Source organism: Paenibacillus aquistagni (genome assembly GCF_900177815.1).
Taxonomy (GTDB): Bacteria; Bacillota; Bacilli; order Paenibacillales; family Paenibacillaceae; genus Paenibacillus_B; species Paenibacillus_B aquistagni.
The window spans coordinates 483478-502764 of record NZ_FXAZ01000004.1; the positions used below are offsets into that span (position 1 = coordinate 483478).

At 49.9% G+C, this 19287-nt stretch carries 18 protein-coding genes; 14 read left to right on the forward strand and 4 right to left on the reverse strand.

Translation table 11 applies throughout. The annotated features are described in order from the left end of the window. Nucleotides 1-272: 272 nt before the first annotated feature. From B9Y93_RS16140 to B9Y93_RS24610, 7 genes are all read left to right on the forward strand, one after another. Nucleotides 273-1160, forward strand: coding sequence for an ROK family protein (locus tag B9Y93_RS16140; RefSeq protein WP_085495888.1), 888 nt, complete (start codon nucleotides 273-275; stop codon nucleotides 1158-1160). A 409-nt stretch (nucleotides 1161-1569) separates the two neighbouring features. Then, nucleotides 1570-2400, forward strand: coding sequence for a dethiobiotin synthase (gene bioD / locus B9Y93_RS16145; protein WP_097676168.1), 831 nt, complete (start codon nucleotides 1570-1572; stop codon nucleotides 2398-2400). An 80-nt stretch (nucleotides 2401-2480) separates the two neighbouring features. Beyond that, complete coding sequence (gene bioB, locus B9Y93_RS16150) at nucleotides 2481-3503, forward strand: biotin synthase BioB (RefSeq protein WP_097676171.1); 1023 nt, start codon at nucleotides 2481-2483, stop codon at nucleotides 3501-3503. Next, on the forward strand, nucleotides 3491-4942 hold the full coding sequence (locus B9Y93_RS16155) for an aminotransferase class I/II-fold pyridoxal phosphate-dependent enzyme (RefSeq protein WP_244903437.1): 1452 nt from the start codon (nucleotides 3491-3493) through the stop codon (nucleotides 4940-4942). Before bioB ends, B9Y93_RS16155 begins: the two co-directional genes overlap by 13 nt. Nucleotides 4943-5026: 84 nt before the next feature. Further along, on the forward strand, nucleotides 5027-5944 hold the full coding sequence (locus tag B9Y93_RS16160) for an alpha/beta fold hydrolase (protein ID WP_176228951.1): 918 nt from the start codon (nucleotides 5027-5029) through the stop codon (nucleotides 5942-5944). Further along, complete coding sequence (locus B9Y93_RS16165) at nucleotides 5925-6863, forward strand: methyltransferase domain-containing protein (RefSeq protein ID WP_085495892.1); 939 nt, start codon at nucleotides 5925-5927, stop codon at nucleotides 6861-6863. The genes B9Y93_RS16160 and B9Y93_RS16165 overlap by 20 nt, the downstream gene beginning before the upstream one ends. Before the next feature lie 135 nt (nucleotides 6864-6998). Continuing rightward, the gene (locus B9Y93_RS24610) at nucleotides 6999-7148 is read left to right on the forward strand and encodes a hypothetical protein (protein WP_176228952.1); all 150 of its coding nucleotides are present in this window, start codon (nucleotides 6999-7001) and stop codon (nucleotides 7146-7148) included. 189 nt (nucleotides 7149-7337) lie between these two features. Here B9Y93_RS24610 and pfkB read toward each other — a convergent pair whose 3' ends face one another. Both pfkB and B9Y93_RS16175 read right to left on the reverse strand, forming a co-directional pair. Then, nucleotides 7338-8270, reverse strand: coding sequence for a 1-phosphofructokinase (gene pfkB, locus B9Y93_RS16170; protein ID WP_085495894.1), 933 nt, complete (start codon nucleotides 8268-8270; stop codon nucleotides 7338-7340). An 84-nt stretch (nucleotides 8271-8354) separates the two neighbouring features. Further along, on the reverse strand, nucleotides 8355-9221 hold the full coding sequence (locus B9Y93_RS16175) for a class II fructose-bisphosphate aldolase (protein WP_085495896.1): 867 nt from the start codon (nucleotides 9219-9221) through the stop codon (nucleotides 8355-8357). 278 nt (nucleotides 9222-9499) lie between these two features. Here B9Y93_RS16175 and B9Y93_RS16185 point away from each other — a divergent pair, with 278 nt between their 5' ends. From B9Y93_RS16185 to B9Y93_RS24615, 7 genes are all read left to right on the forward strand, one after another. Further along, nucleotides 9500-10279, forward strand: a complete 780-nt coding sequence (locus B9Y93_RS16185; protein ID WP_085495900.1) for a DeoR/GlpR family DNA-binding transcription regulator — start codon at nucleotides 9500-9502, stop codon at nucleotides 10277-10279. A gap of 352 nt (nucleotides 10280-10631) precedes the next feature. Next, nucleotides 10632-11114, forward strand: a complete 483-nt coding sequence (locus tag B9Y93_RS16190) for a PTS sugar transporter subunit IIA (protein WP_085495902.1) — start codon at nucleotides 10632-10634, stop codon at nucleotides 11112-11114. A gap of 57 nt (nucleotides 11115-11171) precedes the next feature. Continuing rightward, a complete protein-coding gene (locus tag B9Y93_RS16195; protein ID WP_085495904.1) occupies nucleotides 11172-11432 on the forward strand; it encodes an HPr family phosphocarrier protein in 261 nt (86 codons plus the stop codon). A gap of 63 nt (nucleotides 11433-11495) precedes the next feature. Beyond that, a complete protein-coding gene (gene ptsP, locus B9Y93_RS16200; RefSeq protein ID WP_085495906.1) occupies nucleotides 11496-13235 on the forward strand; it encodes a phosphoenolpyruvate--protein phosphotransferase in 1740 nt (579 codons plus the stop codon). Nucleotides 13236-13520: 285 nt separating this feature from the next. Beyond that, nucleotides 13521-14378 (forward strand): BglG family transcription antiterminator, encoded by an 858-nt coding sequence (locus tag B9Y93_RS16205; protein WP_085495907.1) that lies wholly within the window; start codon nucleotides 13521-13523, stop codon nucleotides 14376-14378. A 228-nt stretch (nucleotides 14379-14606) separates the two neighbouring features. Further along, nucleotides 14607-16067 carry an N-acetylglucosamine-specific PTS transporter subunit IIBC gene (nagE, locus tag B9Y93_RS16210; protein WP_085495909.1) on the forward strand — a complete coding sequence of 487 codons (1461 nt, stop codon included), beginning with the start codon at nucleotides 14607-14609 and terminating at the stop codon, nucleotides 16065-16067. Between the two features lie 310 nt (nucleotides 16068-16377). Continuing rightward, nucleotides 16378-16554: a hypothetical protein gene (locus tag B9Y93_RS24615; RefSeq protein WP_169027088.1), complete on the forward strand. Its 177-nt coding sequence runs from the start codon at nucleotides 16378-16380 to the stop codon at nucleotides 16552-16554. 68 nt (nucleotides 16555-16622) lie between these two features. Here B9Y93_RS24615 and B9Y93_RS16215 read toward each other — a convergent pair whose 3' ends face one another. Next, nucleotides 16623-17945: a glutamate-1-semialdehyde 2,1-aminomutase gene (locus B9Y93_RS16215; protein WP_085495910.1), complete on the reverse strand. Its 1323-nt coding sequence runs from the start codon at nucleotides 17943-17945 to the stop codon at nucleotides 16623-16625. Between the two features lie 162 nt (nucleotides 17946-18107). Beyond that, nucleotides 18108-19154, reverse strand: a complete 1047-nt coding sequence (locus B9Y93_RS16220) for an LCP family protein (RefSeq protein ID WP_085495912.1) — start codon at nucleotides 19152-19154, stop codon at nucleotides 18108-18110. Nucleotides 19155-19287 lie beyond the last annotated feature (133 nt).

Sequence of the window (19287 nt, forward strand, 5' to 3'; positions counted from 1 at the left end):
GACGATCTTACATGCTCTTGTATATATCGGTACAAAAGCTAAAATTGTTTATTTTACAGCAATTCCATTATAACGCCTTTCCGCGCTGAATGGGCGAGAGTTGCTTATGCCAATAATATTCGTGACTTCTGATGTTGGATCGATTGGGGCAAAATGCTATAATAATAAGACGTAAGCGTTATCTTTCACATTGTTTTTTGATTGCTTGAATGACGCTGTATTATTAGACAGACAAGACATAAGAAAGCTTGGTACGGAGGGCGAGAAACGTTATGACACGAATTGGTGCAATCGAAGGCGGCGGAACGAAGTTCGTCGTAGGCGTGGGTACTGTAGATGGTCAAATTGAAGTGATGGAATCATTTCCAACGACAACACCAGAAGAAACAATGGGCAAAACGGTAGAGTTTTTCCGTGATAAAGGCGTAAGCGCGATTGGGTTCGGTTCTTTTGGCCCCGTTGATCTGAATACGCAAAGTCCGACATATGGACATATCGCAAAGACACCTAAGCCGCATTGGAGCGACTATGATGTTGTCGGTCACCTTAAGCAGCATTTCGATATTCCGATTGGCTTTGATACTGATGTGAATGCGGCTGCGCTGGGTGAAGCGACATATGGAGCAGCAAAGGGACTAAACAGCTGTTTATATATCACGATTGGGACCGGCATTGGCGCTGGAGCTGTCGTGGAAGGCAAGCTGGTGCATGGATTGACGCATCCTGAGATGGGGCATATCAATGTTCGCCGTCATCCTGAAGATACGTATGCAGGCAAGTGTCCTTATCATGGAGATTGCCTCGAGGGTCTTGCTGCAGGTCCAGCGATCGAAGCGCGTTGGGGCGTGAAGGCTTATGAACTGCAAGAAGACCACAAGGCGTGGGAATTCCAAGCCTACTATATTGCACAAGCCTTGATGAATTACATTCTAATTATTTCTCCTGAGAAAATTATTCTTGGCGGGGGCGTCTCCAAGCAGCGTCATTTGCTGCCTTGCATTCACGAGGAGCTTCGCAAGCAGTTGAATGGTTACGTACATCATCCAGCCATTCTTGAGCACACCGATGCTTATATCGTAACGCCAGGACTTGAGGATCGTGCGGGCATTACAGGCTCCCTCGCGCTTGGCGTGAAAGCACTAGAAGAAGCACAAGCCTAATCAGGATACGTTGTTAGGGAAAAGTTACCGTTCACATTAGCTTTGCAGCAATCGAGCCTGCTCAGCAGCCTATGTGGATGAGAAATGAAAATAAAGCTGCGCTAAGATAGCCGCAGCAGAAGAGATGGAACCGATCCAACAGGTTCTATCCTTCTGCTGCGGTTTTTTGTTGTCCGCGCTCCTGCATAGGCATTAGTGGAGACAAGAAGCTTGGTGGAACCGTGTTCATTTTTGCAGCATAAATGAAGAACAGAAACGAAGCAGATATGATAAATGTAAACTTCTTTTAATAATAACTAGTTAACGATTGTCAGAATCATTGAACTGATTTACAATGTAAAAATAAATGTTAACCATTAATTATTTTATTTGGTTTACGCAAGATTGTTTGAGGGAAGTGAAGTTCGTAATGCCTGCTAGCAAAACAAATGTGGAATGTGCTGCAAACAAAAAAGGGATATTTGTTTCCTCTACAGGTACTGAACAAGGAAAAACGATTCTTGCTTCAGGAATTGCCGCATGGTGGAAGTCCGTTACAGGAGCAGCGCCAGCCGTGTGGAAGCCTGTTCAGAGCGGCGTTCAATGGGGAGCTTCGAATGCGGACAGCTATCGATTAAAGTGGGGCGGCGGATTGGAGGATAAGCAGGAACAGGACATCGTGTCTCTTGCTTTTTCAGCACCCTTGTCTCCTCTAGCAGCTGCTGCAAGAGAGAATGTATCGATCAACTGTGCTGCCCTAAGAAGAGAAGGCATAACACGATTGTCACAAGGCTTGCCGCTTGTTGTAGAAGGAGCGGGAGGCGTGGCAGTTCCTTTTGCGAACACTTATACAATGTGCTCGCTGGCCAGTGATCTAGAGCTGCCGATGCTTATTGTGGCTCAACCGCTGCTTGGAACGATCAGCCATACCGTGACCGCTGTGCATTATGCAAGAGAACAAGGCATACCTGATATTGCAGTTGTAATGGGCGGCTTGGCCCCTGAACAACTAGAACGTGAGCACGAATGCGAAGAGAATGCGCAAATAATCGCTGAGCAGGCACAGGTTCCAGTGCTTGGTAGACTGCCGTGGATTCCGCAGCCCGTTATGCATGATCCGCATGCTTGGAGCAGCTGGCGAGCGCAATGGGTCGAAGCGATGAGCCGGGTCTCTTTGCTGTGCGATTGGCTTATGGGACGCATGAACGAAGTCAATAAGGAGCGGTGTGCTGACTCGTCTAGTTTGACTAGCGATTGTTAGCCGTCCAATTAGCTGCTCCATTATGTAAGCAGCCATATTAGAAGAATCCAAGAGTGTGATTAGAGGAGGAGTATACATTTATGAATGACCATAACACTGTCATGACAGTAGATCGCCAGCAAGATACGGACTGGCAGGCATTAGCAGCCAAAGCCATTCAAGGCGAGGCGATTACGGAAGCGGAGGCGCTTAATGTGCTGCAAGCAAGTGATGATGAGCTGTTGGCTGTTATGGACGCTGCATTTCGCATCCGCAAGCATTATTATGGGAAAAAAGTGAAGCTGAATCTGATTGTAAATGCCAAGAGCGGCTTGTGCCCAGAAGATTGCGGCTATTGCTCGCAATCGATCGTGTCATCAGCTCCCGTAACGAAGTACCCTCTTCTAGAGAAAGAGGTGCTAGTAGAAGGAGCGAAGCGTGCCATGGAGCTTCAGGCAGGAACCTACTGCATCGTAGCGAGCGGCAGAGGACCGACGAAGCGTGAGCTGGCTGAGGTTACGTCTGCCGTCCAAGAAATCAAGGAGACGATGCCGCTTAAGATATGTGCATGCCTTGGCATTCTTACGGATGAACAGTCGAAGCAGTTGAAGGAAGCGGGCGTGGACCGCTATAACCATAATTTGAATACAAGCGCAGATCATTATGCTCATATTACGTCAACCCATACGTATGAAGATCGGGTACATACAGTTGAACAAGCGAAGCAGGCAGGAATATCGCCATGCTCTGGGGTTATTATCGGCATGGGCGAGACAGATGAACAGCTCGTGCAAGCCGCAATAGCGCTTCGAGAGCTTGATGCGGACTCCATTCCGGTTAACTTTCTAAATGCGATTCCCGGCACTCCGCTTGAAAAGCTATCGCATCTTAACCCAAGAAAGTGCTTGAAGGCGCTTGCGATGTTTCGCTTCGTGTGTCCCACCAAAGAAATTCGGGCTTCTGGAGGGCGCGAGGTCAATTTGCGCTCCATGCAGGTGCTGGCCTTGTATGCAGCCAATTCGATTTTTATTGGCGATTACTTAACGACAGAAGGGCAGGAAGCCGCTTCTGACCATGCGATGATTCAAGATATGGGGTTTGAGATTGAGACATGTGCGCTGTAAATGCTGAACGCGAGGATCGCTGCAGAATACGTGAGACTGAAGTACTTACAGCTGAAACACATGAAGGTGATACACGCAATGCGGAAATACACAAGGCTGAAGCTCTCATAACCCAGACACTCAAAGTGGAAACGCCGAAGGCAGGTACACTCAAAACTGAAACAATTAAGGCTGCTGCTCAAGCAAAGTCGGTTATCGATGCAAGCTCTTTTAGCAAAGAAATGACAGTTCCATCGCGATATCCTTGGATGGAATCGGCACTAGATCAACTGCATAGCAAGCAGCGGCTTCGCACGCTGTGTGAGACCCAGTGGGAAGCGAGCGGCTATATCCACCGAGGAGGATACTCTCTGTTGAACCTGGCTTCCAATCATTACTTGGGCTTTTCTCCTTGGCTTGAGCCCTATATGGAACAGCTTCAAGCCTTATGCAGGTCCGGCGGCGAGCCTTATGTTCGGATGGGCAGCGGGGCTTCAAGGCTGATTGCCGGTCATGACCCTCAGCATGCAGCATTGGAGCGCGAGCTTGCCGAATACATGATCCGCGAAGCGGCTTTGGTATTTGCAAATGGGTATATGGCGAATATCGGGATCATACAGGCATTGGTCGGAAGAGGGGATGCCGTATTCAGCGACCGGTTGAACCATGCCAGCATCGTGGATGGCATACAGCTCAGTCGAGCGGAGCATTTTCGCTATTCGCATCTCGATTATGAGCAGCTAGAGCGCATGCTGCAGCGCTGGAGGGGGGCACATCCTGACAGACGGGCCTTAATCGTGTCGGATGCTGTGTTCAGCATGGATGGCACGGAGGCTAGGCTGGAACAGCTCGTGAAGCTGAAGGACAGATACGATGCTTTGCTGATGTTGGACGAGGCTCACAGCATTGGCGTGTATGGCCATGGAGGAAGAGGACTTGCCTATGAAAGGGGATTTCATCAGCAAGTGGATGTGGTGATGGGTACGCTTGGCAAGGCCTTTGGATTGGAGGGCGCGTTTGCTGCTGCTGATCACGTTCTTATTCGGTATCTTGTGAACCGCTCGCGTTCCTTTATCTATAGCACGGCCCTGCCGCCTGTCATGGCCGCCATGCTGCGGATTCGGCTAAGGGAGGTTGAAGCAGCAGATGGATTGAGGCAGCGCTTGAAGGAACGAGTGGGCTGTCTTCGAACCTTGCTGCAAGCAGGCGGACTTCATACAGGAGAAGGTGCCAGCCACATCATTCCGGTCCTCTTGGGAGAGGATCGCATAGCGGTTCGAGCAAGCGAGCAGCTGCAAGCAGCAGGCATAGCCGGAATTGCCATCCGGCCGCCTACCGTTCCAGAGAACGAAGCGCGAATTCGGCTGACGCCGATGGCGATTCATACGGCACAGCAGATCGAAGAGGCGGCAGCTCTAATCATCAGAAAGGTACGGACTGCATCCTCCTGCCCCTTATGAGGAGCACAGAGAACAGAGCACAGAGATAGAGAACAGTGGGCGGATAACAAACAGCCAGCTGGACTCATAGGAGGTGAAGGCTGCTTGAATATACAGCTGATATGGATTCACGGCTGGGGCGCCTCTCCAGCCGTATGGGATATAGGACACGGCTCTCGATTCTCTTCAAGGGCAGAGAATTGCGACGCGAAGATGCACATTCATCATCGTGATGTATCGCTTGTGGGCTGCACTACGATTGAAGACATGCTTGCGACCGTAACGAGTGCCTTTGACGAGGCTGCTAAGCGGGAGCAGCCTTGGCATGTCATCGGCTGGTCGCTCGGCGGCATGCTGGCTATTGATGCGCTTCTGCGCTGGATGAAGCAGCAGCCTTGCAGCGGAATTGGAGCGCATGAGCTGCATGGAGCCAGCACAAGCGGAGTTGGGTCGCATGGATTGCATGGAGCAAGCACAAGCGGCATGCTGCCGGCAAGCTTGATTGGCGTAGGCGCAACATGCCAGTTTGTCGATGAGCAGGGCCATGCGGGCTGGCGCCCAAGGATTCTTGAGCGCATGCGGCGTAAGCTAGAGCGTGCGCCTGAGCAGGTGCTCGCAGACTTCGCGGACCAATTCTGGTCGCCCACAGAGCGAGCAGACGAGCGTTATCTGACATGGCAGACAGAGATGAGCCATGTGATCCGCTCTGCTGGTTATTCGCTTGAAGGGCTCAATGCGGGGCTTCAGTATCTGCAGCAAGCTGCATTGGAGAAGCAGCTGATTGAACTGGCGCACGAGCTTCCGATCTTATGGGTTCAAGGAAGCGAGGATCAGATATGTCCTGCGGCTGCAATGGAGCAATGGAATGAAGTTCCCCTGCATACAGTACGGTTTTCGGGAGCGGGACACGCTCCCTTTTTGACAAGGAAAGAGCAGTGGGAGGCGGTCCTGCGTCAATGGCTATGGTCGCAATGCCCGCAAAGACCGCGGGAAGGGGAAGAACGTGAATCTCAAGCAGATTGATAAGCGCATTGTAAAAAAGAGGTTCAGCCGTCATGCGCATGAATATGACCAGTATGCGGATGTTCAGTGTGATATGGCTGCAGCGCTGCTTGATGATGAACTGGTGCTGGAGCGGCTTAAAAGATGGAGAGAGAATAAGCAGCCTATCAAGATACTGGATATCGGCTGCGGCACAGGGCTCGTAACCACGCTTATTCTAGAACAGCTTGGCGAGGCGCATATTACCCTGCTTGATTTGTCCAAGGAGATGCTCGATGAGGCAGAGCAAAAGTTGGTGGAATCGGGACTGTCCATTCCATTGCATAAGATCGAAGCTGACGCTGAAGCATGGATCAACAGCCAAACCGCCACCTTCGATATGATCGTGTCAAACGCGGCGCTTCAATGGTTTCATGAGCCTTGCCGCGTACTCCAGCATGCGGCGGCTCTACTGCGTCCTGGCGGACTGCTCGCTTGCTCCACCTTTTTGCCGGGAACCCTTTATGAGCTGCATCATTCCTGTTCAGCCGCCGATCACTTGCTCGGAAGAAGTAGAGAGGAGCGAGGGCAGACATATGCTGAGCTTCATACCCTGACAAATGCTGTGAGTCTCGCAATGAATAGCCGCTTGGCGCATAAAGCAAGAGTTAAGAGAGCAGCTTGTGCCGCCGAACCTACTAGCACGGTGTTCGGCACAGAGCAAATGCAGGTATCCAGTCGGGCGCTAACCTTGACCTATGAATACGACAGCGCACGGCAGATGATGAAGCATATAAGAGGGGTTGGGGCGTCGAATGCGCTCCATGATCGCACGCATATGGTGACGCGCAGCTGGATTCATGAGATGCTCGCTTATTATGAGCATACCTATCCAGGCTCGGATGGAGAAGGGGTACAAGCGACATATGAAGTTGGGCTGCTGAGTGCGCTGAACCGTTAGAGGCACAGGCTGGACTTGTTTCAATATGAATGCATGGGGTATCGATGTTAAATGAGCAGAATCGAATCAATTGCTTTGTTCATTTTGCATGCGTATTCCTGAAGCGTTGGATACGGTCAACGAGGTGATACCTTAATGAAGACATCCAGTCGTGCGTCTCACATTGTAGATACCGAGCGGTATGAGGTGCATTGCAAGCAAGAAGTACACACATTTCCATCCTTGGATTGGACGAGTGAATTTGCGATGCACGAGTGCATGGAAAGGAAACCGGATTTGCAATAGGGGACCGGGAAATTCAAGCTGTCGGGGTAGAGATGAAGCTTACTCTTAAGCATATGGAGGACATATTGGGACCATAACGACACTTCTGGTGAAGATGTAACAGCTGTGTAGAGCAGGCAAGGATCTTGAACTGCTGCTCTACACGGCTGTTTGGTGTTGTCTTTTATCATGATGAATGATTATGATCGATCAACTGATCTGCTGCACGCTAATGCTCTTCATCAGCTCTTCGACTTGAGTAAGGGATACCATGCCTGCTGCAGGGGTTAGCGCATTGGCTGTGCCGCATGCAGCGCCAAGCTTCAACTGCTCCTCTGGAAGCATCCCGCGCTTGTCGCCGACCACCAGTCCCGCGATCATGGAGTCCCCGCTGCCAACCGTATTGAGCACGTCTACCTTTGGAATCGTGACCCGATAGATGCGGTTGTACATGCCAGCGAGCGCACCTTGCGCGCCCAAAGATACAACCACACTCTGAATGCCTTGTTCCATCACGGCATGTATAGCTTGAAGGATAGCGTCCTCATCGGCATGATCACTGCCTGTCAGCTTCAACACCTCATGCTCATTTGGCTTTATTAATAGCGGTCGTCCTTCCATACCGCTTACTAGGGCGTCGCCGCTCGTATCCAGTATCGGACTTGCGCCATTCTCGCGAATAATGTCCACGCAGTCTTTATAGAAGGTTACGGGACAGCCTTGAGGAAGACTTCCGGACATGACGACATGAGTTGAAGTACGTGCAAGTCTCGCGATAGTGAGCTTCATCAGCTCCACGTCCTCCTCAGTTAATGCAGGCCCTGCTTCCAGCAGTTCTGTAACAGAACCGGTTGAGGGATCGGTAATGGCCAGGCACAGCCGAGATTCGCCTTCCACCGCTACGAATTGATGAGCGATTCCTTCTTCAGCAAGAGCGGCTTCAATGAACTTGCCGTTATGGCCGGCAATGATGCCAGAGGCTGTAACAGGCTCCTGCAAGGCATGCACGACGCGGGCCACATTAATGCCTTTCCCGCCGGCAAAGGCATACATCTCCTTAACGCGATGCAGCTTGTCGATTGCAAAGGAAGGGGTGATATACGTCTTGTCTATGGCTGCGTTCATCGTTATGGTCGTGATCATATGATATCCTCCAGCTTTCAATTACAAATGCCGACCTTGGTATGCAGCAACGGCTAACCAATCATGATACTGAGCCCATTATGCTTATACCAAGTGCGCTTTCCCGTCGCAGCCCGCCATGCGGATCTTATCCATGGCAAGAGCCTTCACAGCTTGCTTCGCAGGAACCATATATTTGCGCGGGTCATTCTCCTCTGGATTCGCATCGAACACAGCTTTAATCGCATTGGAGAACGCAATGCGCAGTTCTGTCGCAACATTCATCTTCGCCATGCCAAGCTTCACGCAGCGCTTCACCTGCTCTTCTGGAATGCCGGAGCCGCCATGCAGAACAAGCGGAACGCTGACAAGACGAGCAATCTCTTCCAAGCGGCCGAAGGCAATATTCGGCTCGCCCTTGTAGATGCCGTGCGCAGTGCCAATAGCTGGTGCGAGTGTTGGCACGCCTGTTGCTTCAACAAAGCTTACGCATTCCTGTGGAACGGCGAGCTTCGCATCTTCATCTTCTACGACGATATCGTCCTCCACGCCGCCAACTTTGCCAAGCTCAGCTTCGATATTGACACCAGCAGCCTTCGCAACCTTCACAACTTCCTTGGTTCTTGCGACATTCTCGTCATAAGGATGCATGGAAGCATCAATCATGACCGATGTATAGCCTGCGCGAATGCAGGCAACTAGCAGGTCATAGTCCGTGCAATGGTCGAGATGCAGGGCAATCGGAATGGAAGCCTGCTTGGCTGCGACCTGGGCAGCAGCGACGATATATTCGGGACCGAGATGCTTTACTGTACCGACAGTGGTTTGGAGAATAAGCGGTGCTTGCAGTTCTTGTGCAGCATCCACAACGGCCTGCAGCATCTCCAAAGTGTGGACATTGAATGCAGTTACAGCAAATCCTTGCTCCCGTGCAGCTTGCAGCATTGATGTTGAGCTAATTAAGTGCCCCATAGTTGGTTCCTCCCACTACAATGATTGAAACGATCAAAATAATGATTTATAATTTCATTACCATGATTATACGCAAGCTTATTCCTTACTGTCAAACGAGAATCCGCTTGAAAATCGCAAGGTTTGATGACAAAGTTAGACGTATATTGCAATATCCTATTGTTGTCGATACAATGGCAGACGAGATCTTCCTCGATGTGTTTAAGCGATTCGCTTCGCCCATTGCGTCAACCATAAGCCGATTCGGCATTTATTTATAGAATAGGAGAGAATCAAGAATGAGTGAAAACCTGTCTAAAGGTGAGCTACGCAGGCAGCAGCTGCTGCAGTGGCTGAAGCAGCACGGGCGTATTTCGATCGCAGAAATCATTGAGAATTTTGACTGCTCCGAGGCGACAGCAAGACGGGACTTGGATCTGCTCGAACGCAAGGGAGCGCTAATCCGCACGATCGGCGGCGCAAGGTATGAAGGGACGAGCCCTGTTCGGGAGATTCCTTTCCATGAGAAGAAGCAGCTCTTGTGGCTGGAGAAAGAAGCGATCGCGAAGCGCGCAGTGGAATACATTGAAGAAGGCGACAGCATCTGCTTGACTGGCGGAACGACGACCTACTTGATCGCGAAGCAGTTAAAGATGCGTCAGGGGATTACCGTTGTAACCAATGCGGTAAATATCGCGATGGAGCTGTCTGATTCCGAGGGCATTCAAGTAGTGGTAATCGGGGGCGTCATGCGTAACAACTCCTTTGAATTATGCGGGCCGCTCGCGGAGCGTACCATTGAGCATTTGAACATTGAGAAGCTGTTCATGGGGATCGATGGATTCAGTGTTACAAAGGGGATTACAACGTATTCCGAGCTTGAGGCAGAGACGGCGCGCATGCTGATGCGTCAGGCCTCCTCTACTTATGCGGTCTTTGATCATACGAAGGTCGGGAAGGCCTCCTTGTTCACCGTTGCGGGACTTGAAGAGCTGACGATGTGTATTACGGACAAACCGCTGCCTGAGGACGCAACAGCAGAGCTGACACGGCTTCAGATCGGGTTATCCATCGTGTAAGCCATTCTTGAATAAAATGGATGGACCATGCACATCTTAATGAGGATGGGAGGCTTATGGATATAGGCCTTGTGCATCGTGCATATGGTATTTTTAAGCAGTGGCCCGCATTGCTTGCATCCGTCTATTCAGCATGTTAGAATAATGATGAATTTTACGGCATACGGCGTGTTACTAGTACGACTAGGCATGAGCTAAAGCAGCTGTTCGAGGGGTGAACTGCAGCTATTAGCGCATGCCTTTTTTGTGCTTGAGTAGACTTGCTAGCAGGGTAGAGAGACCGTGATAACGGCGTTTATAAACATAATAGAGTGGGTACAGTATCCACAAGGATTTTGGAGGAGGGCTTAATATGTTTGGTTTCGGAAAAAAGAAAAAGAATATCTCAGTTACAGTTCCCATGACAGGTAAGATTGTTCCTTTGGATCAAGTTCCTGATCCAGCATTTGCACAAAAAATTATCGGTGATGGTGTTGCAATTGAGCCGGAGCAAGGCTCCTTGGTGGCTCCTTTCGATGGTGAAGTTGTTCACTTGATCGATACGCTGCATTCCTTGGTCATCAAGCATGACTCTGGTCTTGAAATACTGATTCATATTGGCGTGAATACTGTTTCATTGCAAGGAAAACCGTTTACTGCATTTGTAAAGACCGGGGATTCCTTTAAGAAAGGCGATAAGCTTATTGATTTTGATATCGCAGCGATTAAGGAAGCAGGCCTTCCTGTTATTACGCCTATCGTAGTGGCGAATGGAGACGTTGTTGAAAGCCTTAAAATTCATGAAGGATCAGCAGCTGCCAGCTCCGGCGAATTGATGGAAGTTGTATTGAAATAATGGGAATCGATTCATACGTTCGAATAACAACACTAAACGGAAACGGGGAATAGAACCATGGAAAAACAATTCACAATTAAAAATCCACAAGGCATACATGCTCGTCCGGCAGGTGCCATTATGAAAAAGGCAAACGAGTTTCCAAATGCGACAATTTCGCTTGAATTCAATGGCCGCAAAGTAAGCGCGAAGAGCATTACTGGCGTATTGACGCTCGGCATGAAAGCAGGAGATGCTGTGAACGTGATTACAGAAGGCGATCAAGCGGCTGAAGCGCTTGATGCAGTAGGCGCAGTGTTGGAAACAGTCCTCGATTAATTTCGAGGCGTTTCTTTTTAGAGATCGGGCTACCAAACATTACGAAGGAGTGGGGAAACCAATATGCAACTTAAAGGTATTGCTGCAGCGTCTGGATATGCAATTGGGCCGGCTTTTATCATGCAAGAGCAAGCTCAAGATGTAGAACGCAAAGTCATAGATGCTTCTCAAGTTGAAGCAGAAGTGTCACGCCTCCAGCATGCGGTAAATCAGGCGATGGCAGAGCTTGAGAAGATCAAGGACGATACGGCTGCGAAGCTTGGTGAGCATCATGCGGAGATCTTTGCAACGCACATCCTGGTGCTTCAGGATGAGGAATTTGTTGGGCAGGCGCTAGAGAAGGTTCGCAGTGAGTCTGTAAATGCAGAATATGCCCTTCATGAGGTAGCGCAGCAGCTAATCGATATCTTCAGCAGCATGGATAGTGAGTATATGCGCGAACGTGCGGCTGATTTCCGCGATGTAAGCAAACGTGTGCTTGCAGCTTTGTCAGGTGAGAAGTCCGCGTCTTTGAACGACTTTGAATCGCCAGTTGTATTGTTTGCTCACGACCTGACACCTTCTGATACCGCACAGCTGGATCGCAGCAAGGTGGCTGGCTTCGCAACGAATATCGGCGGCCGCACGTCTCACTCCGCTATCATGGCGCGTTCCATGGAGATTCCAGCGGTTGTAGGCTTGAAGAACGGAACAGAGACGGTAAATAACGGCGACATGATCATTCTCGATGGGGCTCGTGGCTTGATTATTGTTCATCCCGATCAAGATACCATCGCTGCCTATGAAGAGAAGAAGCAGAAGTTCGAGAAGCGCCAAGAGGAGATGAAGCTCTACAAGGATAAGCCTACAGTGACACTAGACGGCAAGCATGTTGAGCTTGTAGCGAACATCGGGAATCCAGAAGATGCGCTTGGCGCTCGCAATAACGGCGCAGAAGGCGTCGGCTTGTTCCGTACCGAATTCCTGTACATGGGACGCGACAACTTCCCAACGGAAGAAGAGCAGTATCAGGCTTATACAACAGTGGCGGAGACGCTTGGCAAAGAAAAGCCAGTTGTAATCCGTACGCTCGATATCGGCGGGGACAAAGAGCTTCCTTATCTCGAACTGCCGCATGAAATGAATCCGTTCCTTGGCTATCGTGCGATTCGCATCTGCTTGGACCAAGTGGATCTGTTCAAGACACAGCTTCGTGCGATTCTTCGTGCCAGCGTGCATGGCAACATCAAGATGATGTATCCGATGATTGCAACGCTTGCTGAGCTTCGCCAAGCCAATGCAATCTTGGATGAGACCAAGGCTGAGCTTGACAAGGAAGGCATCGCCTACAACAAGGACATGGAAGTCGGCATGATGGTCGAGATTCCAGCTGCCGCAATCATTGCCGATCAATTGGCAAAGGAAGTAGACTTCTTCTCTATTGGCACCAATGATTTGGTGCAGTACACGATGGCTGCTGACCGCATGAATGAGAAGGTGTCCCACCTGACTCAGCCATTCAACCCTGCTGTGCTTCGTTTGATCCGCATGGTCATTGATGCGGCTCATAAAGAAGGCAAGTGGGCTGGCATGTGCGGCGAGATGGCAGGCAATCTGACGGCTATTCCGATTCTGCTTGGGCTTGGTCTTGACGAGTTCAGCATGAGTGCAAGCTCTGTGCTTCCTGCACGCGTCTTGCTCAGCCGTCTTAGCCGGGAAGACATGCAAGACATTGCAGCTCAAGCTTTGATGATGGAGCATGAAGACGAGATTCAGCGCTTCGTTCAAGAGCGTGTAGAGGCTGTAAATCAACTGCTTGTGTAGGCTTGGAAAATTGAAGGAAGGCGAGTAAGAAATAATCATGAGAAATGATGGCTTATTTCTTACTCGCTTTGTAGGTTTTGACAATGTTTACAAATTCGACGATATTTGGATATTTGATATATTTTTAATAATATTCGGTATTTATGAAATAAAGTGGTTGACGAAGAGTGTCGCATATCATATAATAATGTCGAATGGATGAGTGGTAATCCCATATCGTTGAATACAAAGAAAACGGTTTCAAAACTCCATTTTCTAGCCTTTACATGAGAAAGGAGCTTTTCGTTGTCAAATGAACGTCGCTTGGAGATTGTACGCGCATTAAGTAATAATGTCGTATTAACGAACGATGTTGTGACGAACACTGAAACGATTCTCATGGGTAAGGGGATTGGATTCGGCGTAAAGCCTGGAACGACGATTCAAGCAGATGACTCTCGCATTGAGAAAAGGTTCTCTCTGCAGAATAAGCAGCATATGAATCAGTATCAAGCGCTGATTGAACAGATTGATCCAGAGGTCATCACGGTGTCAGAGAGAATCATCTCGATGGTATCCGAACAGCTGACTCCGGATCTCAACGAGCATATTCATCTTGCGCTGCCGAGTCATATTGAATTTACTCTCTATCGATTGCGCAATCAGATGCCAATTGAGAATCCGTTCTTATTAGAGATAAGAACCTTGAATCCCGATGAGTTCAACGTAGCCATTCAGGCTTCTAAGCTTATCGAGCGAACCTTTAATGTAAAGGTTCCTGAAGAAGAGACAGGATTCCTTACCATTCATATTCAATCCGCAGTAGCCCATGTCCCTGTTGGGAATGTGGTGCAGCACAGCCATCTGCTTAAGGATCTGGTTACCTTAATCGAATCTCATCGTGGAATGGAGATTCCGAAGGACAGCGTGGATTATGTTCGGTTGATCACGCATTTACGGTTTGCGATTGAGCGCATTCGCAAGGGCGAACACTCTCGCAATCCCTTTCGCGATAAGATGAAGGATATGGTTCCCTATGAGTTTGGGGTTGCGAAGCAATGTGGTGATCTGATGGCTGAACGGCTAGGTGTTGATATATCAGAAGATGAAGTCGCATACATTGCGATGCATCTGTATCGTTTATTCAGTAAGGACATAGATTAATATGGCATCTTAAAGCGTGTTACTAGTACGACTAGGCATGAGCTTCGAAGATGGGCGTATACGATTGCCGTTCTGCAGGCCTTGCAGAACAATGGGCGTCGTCTATACCTTCTTCCAAGCTCATGCCTTTTTCACGTTCTATCATCCAAGCGATGATAACAGGCGCAAGAATAGTTTTGCGGCCTTTTATCCATACTTTACTTATCTATAACTAAGGAGGAAATTCCTATGTTAGCGTTTTTGCAAAAAATTGGTCGAGCGCTTATGCTCCCAGTCGCAACGCTTCCAGCAGCAGCCATTTTGCTACGCTTTGGTGCTATTGACTACGTCAAAGACTTCCATATGGGCGAAACGGTTGGCGGATTCTTAAACCAATATGTTGCCCCATTCCTGTTGGCGGGTGGTGACACCATCTTTGGCAACCTGCCATTGATCTTCGCTGTCGCAATTGCCATTGGTCTGGCGGGAGATGCGGTAGCCGCGCTAGCTGCAGTTATTGCTCATATCATCTTGATTAAGGTGCTGGCAACGGTGCCTACAGCATTTGCTTTTATTCCAGACGATGTAAAGCTTGATATGGGTGTTCTCGGCGGTATCTTGGCGGGTGGACTTGCAGCCTTTATGTACAACCGCTACCACGATATTAAGCTCCCTGACTGGCTTGGCTTCTTCGGGGGCAAACGCTTTGTTCCAATCGTAACTTCGGTTTCCATTATCATTGTTGGTCTATTGTTCGGACTCATCTGGAGCCCTGTACAAGATGCAATTGATTCCTTCGGTAACTGGGTAGTAGGCTTGGGTGCAATTGGCTCAGGCGGGTTTATGGTCGCGAACCGCTTGCTGATTCCAACGGGTCTGCACCATATCTTGAACAACGTGGCCTGGTTCCAAATCGGTACCTTTACTGATGCAGCAGGCGAAGTCGTGCGCGGGGATATTAACCGCTTCTTCGCTGGGGACCAATCAGCGGGAGCCTTTATGACAGGGTTCTTCCCGATCATGATGTTCGCGCTGCCAGGTGCTGCGCTTGCCTTTATCCACACGGCTAGACCTGAACGCCGTAAAGCAGTAGCTGCTATCTTTATTGGTACAGCGTTCGCTTCTTTCTTGACAGGTATTACAGAACCAATCGAGTTTGCGTTTATGTTCGCAGCTCCAGTATTGTACGGTGTGCATGCTGTGTTGTCCGGTCTATCCGGCGTTATTACATCCATGCTTGGCATTAAGCACGGATTTGGCTTCTCCGCAGGTTTCATTGACTATGCGCTGAACTATCCGCTGGCAACGAAGCCGCTCTTGATCATTCCGATCGGTATCGCATACTTCATCGTATACTATCTGTTGTTCAGATTCTTGATCGTGAAGCTGAATCTGAAGACACCAGGCCGCGAGGACATGGTCGAAGAGAGCGCGTCCGATGCAGCAGCAAGCAGCAGCAACAACTCCTTGTCTGAGAAGGCAACAAAAGTATTGGAGTACATTGGCGGCGGAGATAATATCCTCGTGAATGAAGCTTGTATCACACGACTTCGTCTTACCCTTAAGGACGATAAGGTCGTGAACGAGAACGGCCTCAAATCCTTGGGCGCTGCAGGCATTATGAAGCTTGGCTCCGGAAATGTGCAGATCGTATTCGGTACGCAATCCGAACTTCTGAAGGACGAGATCAAGAAGCAGCTCAATAAGTAAGATCGGCTACTCCTAACCCCATGTGAGCTTATATATAGACTTGAAGCCTTTAGCATCGCAACTGCGCGATCGCTAAAGGCTTTTTTTCAGCAGCAGCTTGTGTGTCGTCTGTTCAACGGGGCTATAGCTTCCTCCTTCAAGCAGGGGGAGGGAGTGGACACGTTATCATCACACGTGCTATCAACTTCGTCATTGAGTCTTTAGGACTAGATGAATTATAATGTGGGAAAGAATTCCTTTGCCAGAGTTCTAACCTCGAACCTAGACTTCATCATCGGATTGGCAAGTACAGTCAGGAGGAGTCGGAACTATGCTGAAGTATCGATTCATCGTGTGGGGGAGTCTCATTTGTGCTGTACTGTTTATTGGAGGCAGCCTGCTGCTTGATTTTAATGCCATCTGGCAGGTGCTCTTAAGCTGGCTGCTTGGTGGCGCAAGCATTACGATTGCGGTTTATTTCACAGACAAACTGTATCGTGATTTGTAAAGAAAGAAGCGCCGCTTCTCCGTTTCTATGAAGAAGGACGCTTCTGTTACTTCGTAAATATATAGATGTTACTTTATTGCCATCCGGCGGAAGCTTTCGTTAGAAGCCTCAATGGTACGATCAATATCCTCTTCGCTATGCGCTGTCGTTAGGAACCAAGCCTCGAATCGGGACGGGGCGAGACAGATGCCTTGATCAAGCATATGACGGAAGTAGGCACCGAACAATTCCGCATCAGACCCTTGCGCCTCATCATAATTCGTGACAGGATGGCTGCAGAAGTGTGTGGAGAAGGCTCCGCGAATCCGGTTAATCGTCATCGGGATGCCGCAGCGGTCTGCGCCTGCTTGAATGCCCTCCACGAGCTTCATCGCTTGTGCTTCCATTCGCTCATAGATGCCAGGCTCCTGAAGCACTTCGAGGCATGCAATCCCTGCGGAGATTGATGCTGGGTTGCCGGCCATCGTACCCGCCTGATAAGCAGGCCCAAGCGGAGCGACCTGCTCCATGACATGCTTGCGTCCACCGTAAGCGCCGATTGGAAGTCCGCCGCCGATGATCTTGCCAAGAGCTGTCAGGTCTGGCTCAATCGCAGCATGGTCAGGAAACGCATGATACGTTTGCGCAGATCCATAATGGAAGCGGAATGCGCTGATTACCTCATCATATATGACGAGGGCGCCGTATTCTCTTGTCAGCTTGCAAAGTCCCTCCAGGAAGCCTTCTTTCGGCATTACCATTCCGAAGTTGCCTACGATCGGTTCTACCATGACTGCAGCTACATCTTCTCCCCAGCGCTCAAGTGCTTCTTTCAGGCTATCAAGATCGTTGAAGGGCACGGTGATGACTTCGTGCGCAATGCTCTTCGGAATTCCTGCGCTGTCTGGAATCCCAAGCGTGGACGGACCTGAGCCGGCAGCGACGAGCACAAGGTCAGAGTGGCCGTGATAGCAGCCGGCAAACTTAATGATCTTGTTGCGCTTCGTATATGCGCGCGCCACACGGATCGTGGTCATAACAGCTTCGGTGCCGGAGTTGACGAAGCGAACCTTGTCCATTGAAGGGATCGCTTCTTTCAGCATTCGCGCAAGCTTGATCTCAAGCGCTGTAGGCGTTCCGTACAGGGTGCCGTTTTCGGCTGCCTTGACAATCGCTTGTGTGACATGCGGGTGTGCATGTCCGGTAATAATAGGGCCATAGGCAGCCAAGTAATCAACGTATTGGTTGCCATCCACGTCCCAGAAATGTGCTCCTTTGGCGCGTTCCATAAACACAGGGGCACCGCCGCCAACGGCTTTGAAGGAGCGTGAAGGGCTGTTTACCCCGCCCACAATATGGGCTAGCGCCTCTTCATATAGTTCACTGGAGCGCTCGCGTGGTTGCATTGTCATTGTTTGTCCATCTCCCTTAATTGGTATCAAAATGAATGCATCACGCCATTCAGGTGGCAAGAGAACTTTACTCACGGCCTGACTGCGTGATGGATAGTGATGTTTAATGATGTGCTTTCTAGTAGGCTGCGTCATTCCGAGCATGATGCGTCTTTCGCTGCTCTATGGTGCAGTGGAAGAGCCCTGGGGCTCTATAGCAGGCTGGAGTGGGTCGGGATTGCCGCTCGTCGAGCTTCCCTGAATAGCGCCGGCTTCCTCCAAGTAATCCTTAATGAATTTGCGCAGCGCATCCTCGTCCCGCACGCCAAGCACAGCTTCATTATGGATGCGCAGCTCCTGCAGGAGCTCATTTGGCGGCAGCTGTTGGCTCTTGCCTATCTGAACATCAAGGCCAAGAATGCCCAGCTTGATCATGTCCTCAGGCTTAAGATTCGTCTCGATATAGGGCGCCATCTGATTGATCAGATGGGGCAGCTGGATCAATGACCAAGCTGTCTTCAGCTTGTCGGCAACAGCGCCGAGCAGCTTGCGCTGCCGTTCTGTCCTCGCGTAGTCGGACAGCGCATCATAGCGGAAGCGGACATATTGAAGCGCCTTGTCTCCATCCAGCACCTGCAGCCCTTTTGCAAGATGAATATCGAATTCATGGTTATCGGCCTTGCTTGTATAGTTCATATCCTTCTCGACATCCATTTCTACGCCGCCCATGGCGTCGATCAGTGCGATAAAGCCGCGGAAGTCGGTGTACATATAATACTGGATATCAAGACCTGTCCAGTCACTGAAGGTCTTCATGGCAGCATTCGCGCCTTGTTGAAGCGCGGTATTGGCTCTTGCCTTGCCTTCATCCGGAATGTCCACCAATGTATCGCGCATAATGGACATGAGGTGCGCGGTCTTGGTTACAGGATCTATGGAGGCAACCATAATGGTATCGGTCCTAGGAATCTCATGCTCGCTGAAGCCGCGGGCATCTGCTCCAAGCAGCAGGATGTTGACGCGTTCTCGGCCTTCCCATTTAGGCGGCTCCTGCACTTCCTTATCCTTGCTGCTGTTCTCATTAGGAGGATGGAGCTTCGTCACCTCAGGGGGCTTGCTCAGGCTGTTCAGGCTGTCGTACAGCCACCACGCGTAAGACCCCGTACCAAGAACGAGAAGCAGTACGAGGGACAGCAAAATGGCTTTCCATTTTTTACGTATCCAGTTCATGAAGATCGATCCATCCTTTCTGCAGTCGGAGACTATAGAAGCAGGTCTGGTTGCTGATCCGTTTGGTATTCGTAGCAAGCAAGCATCATCGAAATACGCATCAAGCCTGCCGATGCGGTTTGCCTTCTTATCA

What these genes read in the sequence shown, in the direction of transcription:
- B9Y93_RS16140 (WP_085495888.1), top strand. Translation starts at nt 273, where the DNA reads ATGACACGAATTGGTGCAATCGAAGGCGGCGGAACGAAGTTCGTCGTA.
- bioD (WP_097676168.1), top strand. Translation starts at nt 1,570, where the DNA reads ATGCCTGCTAGCAAAACAAATGTGGAATGTGCTGCAAACAAAAAAGGG.
- bioB (WP_097676171.1), top strand. Translation starts at nt 2,481, where the DNA reads ATGAATGACCATAACACTGTCATGACAGTAGATCGCCAGCAAGATACG.
- B9Y93_RS16155 (WP_244903437.1), top strand. Translation starts at nt 3,491, where the DNA reads ATGTGCGCTGTAAATGCTGAACGCGAGGATCGCTGCAGAATACGTGAG.
- B9Y93_RS24610 (WP_176228952.1), top strand. Translation starts at nt 6,999, where the DNA reads ATGAAGACATCCAGTCGTGCGTCTCACATTGTAGATACCGAGCGGTAT.
- pfkB (WP_085495894.1), bottom strand. Translation starts at nt 8,270, where the DNA reads ATGATCACGACCATAACGATGAACGCAGCCATAGACAAGACGTATATC.
- B9Y93_RS16175 (WP_085495896.1), bottom strand. Translation starts at nt 9,221, where the DNA reads ATGGGGCACTTAATTAGCTCAACATCAATGCTGCAAGCTGCACGGGAG.
- B9Y93_RS16185 (WP_085495900.1), top strand. Translation starts at nt 9,500, where the DNA reads ATGAGTGAAAACCTGTCTAAAGGTGAGCTACGCAGGCAGCAGCTGCTG.
- B9Y93_RS16190 (WP_085495902.1), top strand. Translation starts at nt 10,632, where the DNA reads ATGTTTGGTTTCGGAAAAAAGAAAAAGAATATCTCAGTTACAGTTCCC.
- B9Y93_RS16195 (WP_085495904.1), top strand. Translation starts at nt 11,172, where the DNA reads ATGGAAAAACAATTCACAATTAAAAATCCACAAGGCATACATGCTCGT.
- ptsP (WP_085495906.1), top strand. Translation starts at nt 11,496, where the DNA reads ATGCAACTTAAAGGTATTGCTGCAGCGTCTGGATATGCAATTGGGCCG.
- nagE (WP_085495909.1), top strand. Translation starts at nt 14,607, where the DNA reads ATGTTAGCGTTTTTGCAAAAAATTGGTCGAGCGCTTATGCTCCCAGTC.
- B9Y93_RS24615 (WP_169027088.1), top strand. Translation starts at nt 16,378, where the DNA reads ATGCTGAAGTATCGATTCATCGTGTGGGGGAGTCTCATTTGTGCTGTA.
- B9Y93_RS16215 (WP_085495910.1), bottom strand. Translation starts at nt 17,945, where the DNA reads ATGACAATGCAACCACGCGAGCGCTCCAGTGAACTATATGAAGAGGCG.
- B9Y93_RS16220 (WP_085495912.1), bottom strand. Translation starts at nt 19,154, where the DNA reads ATGAACTGGATACGTAAAAAATGGAAAGCCATTTTGCTGTCCCTCGTA.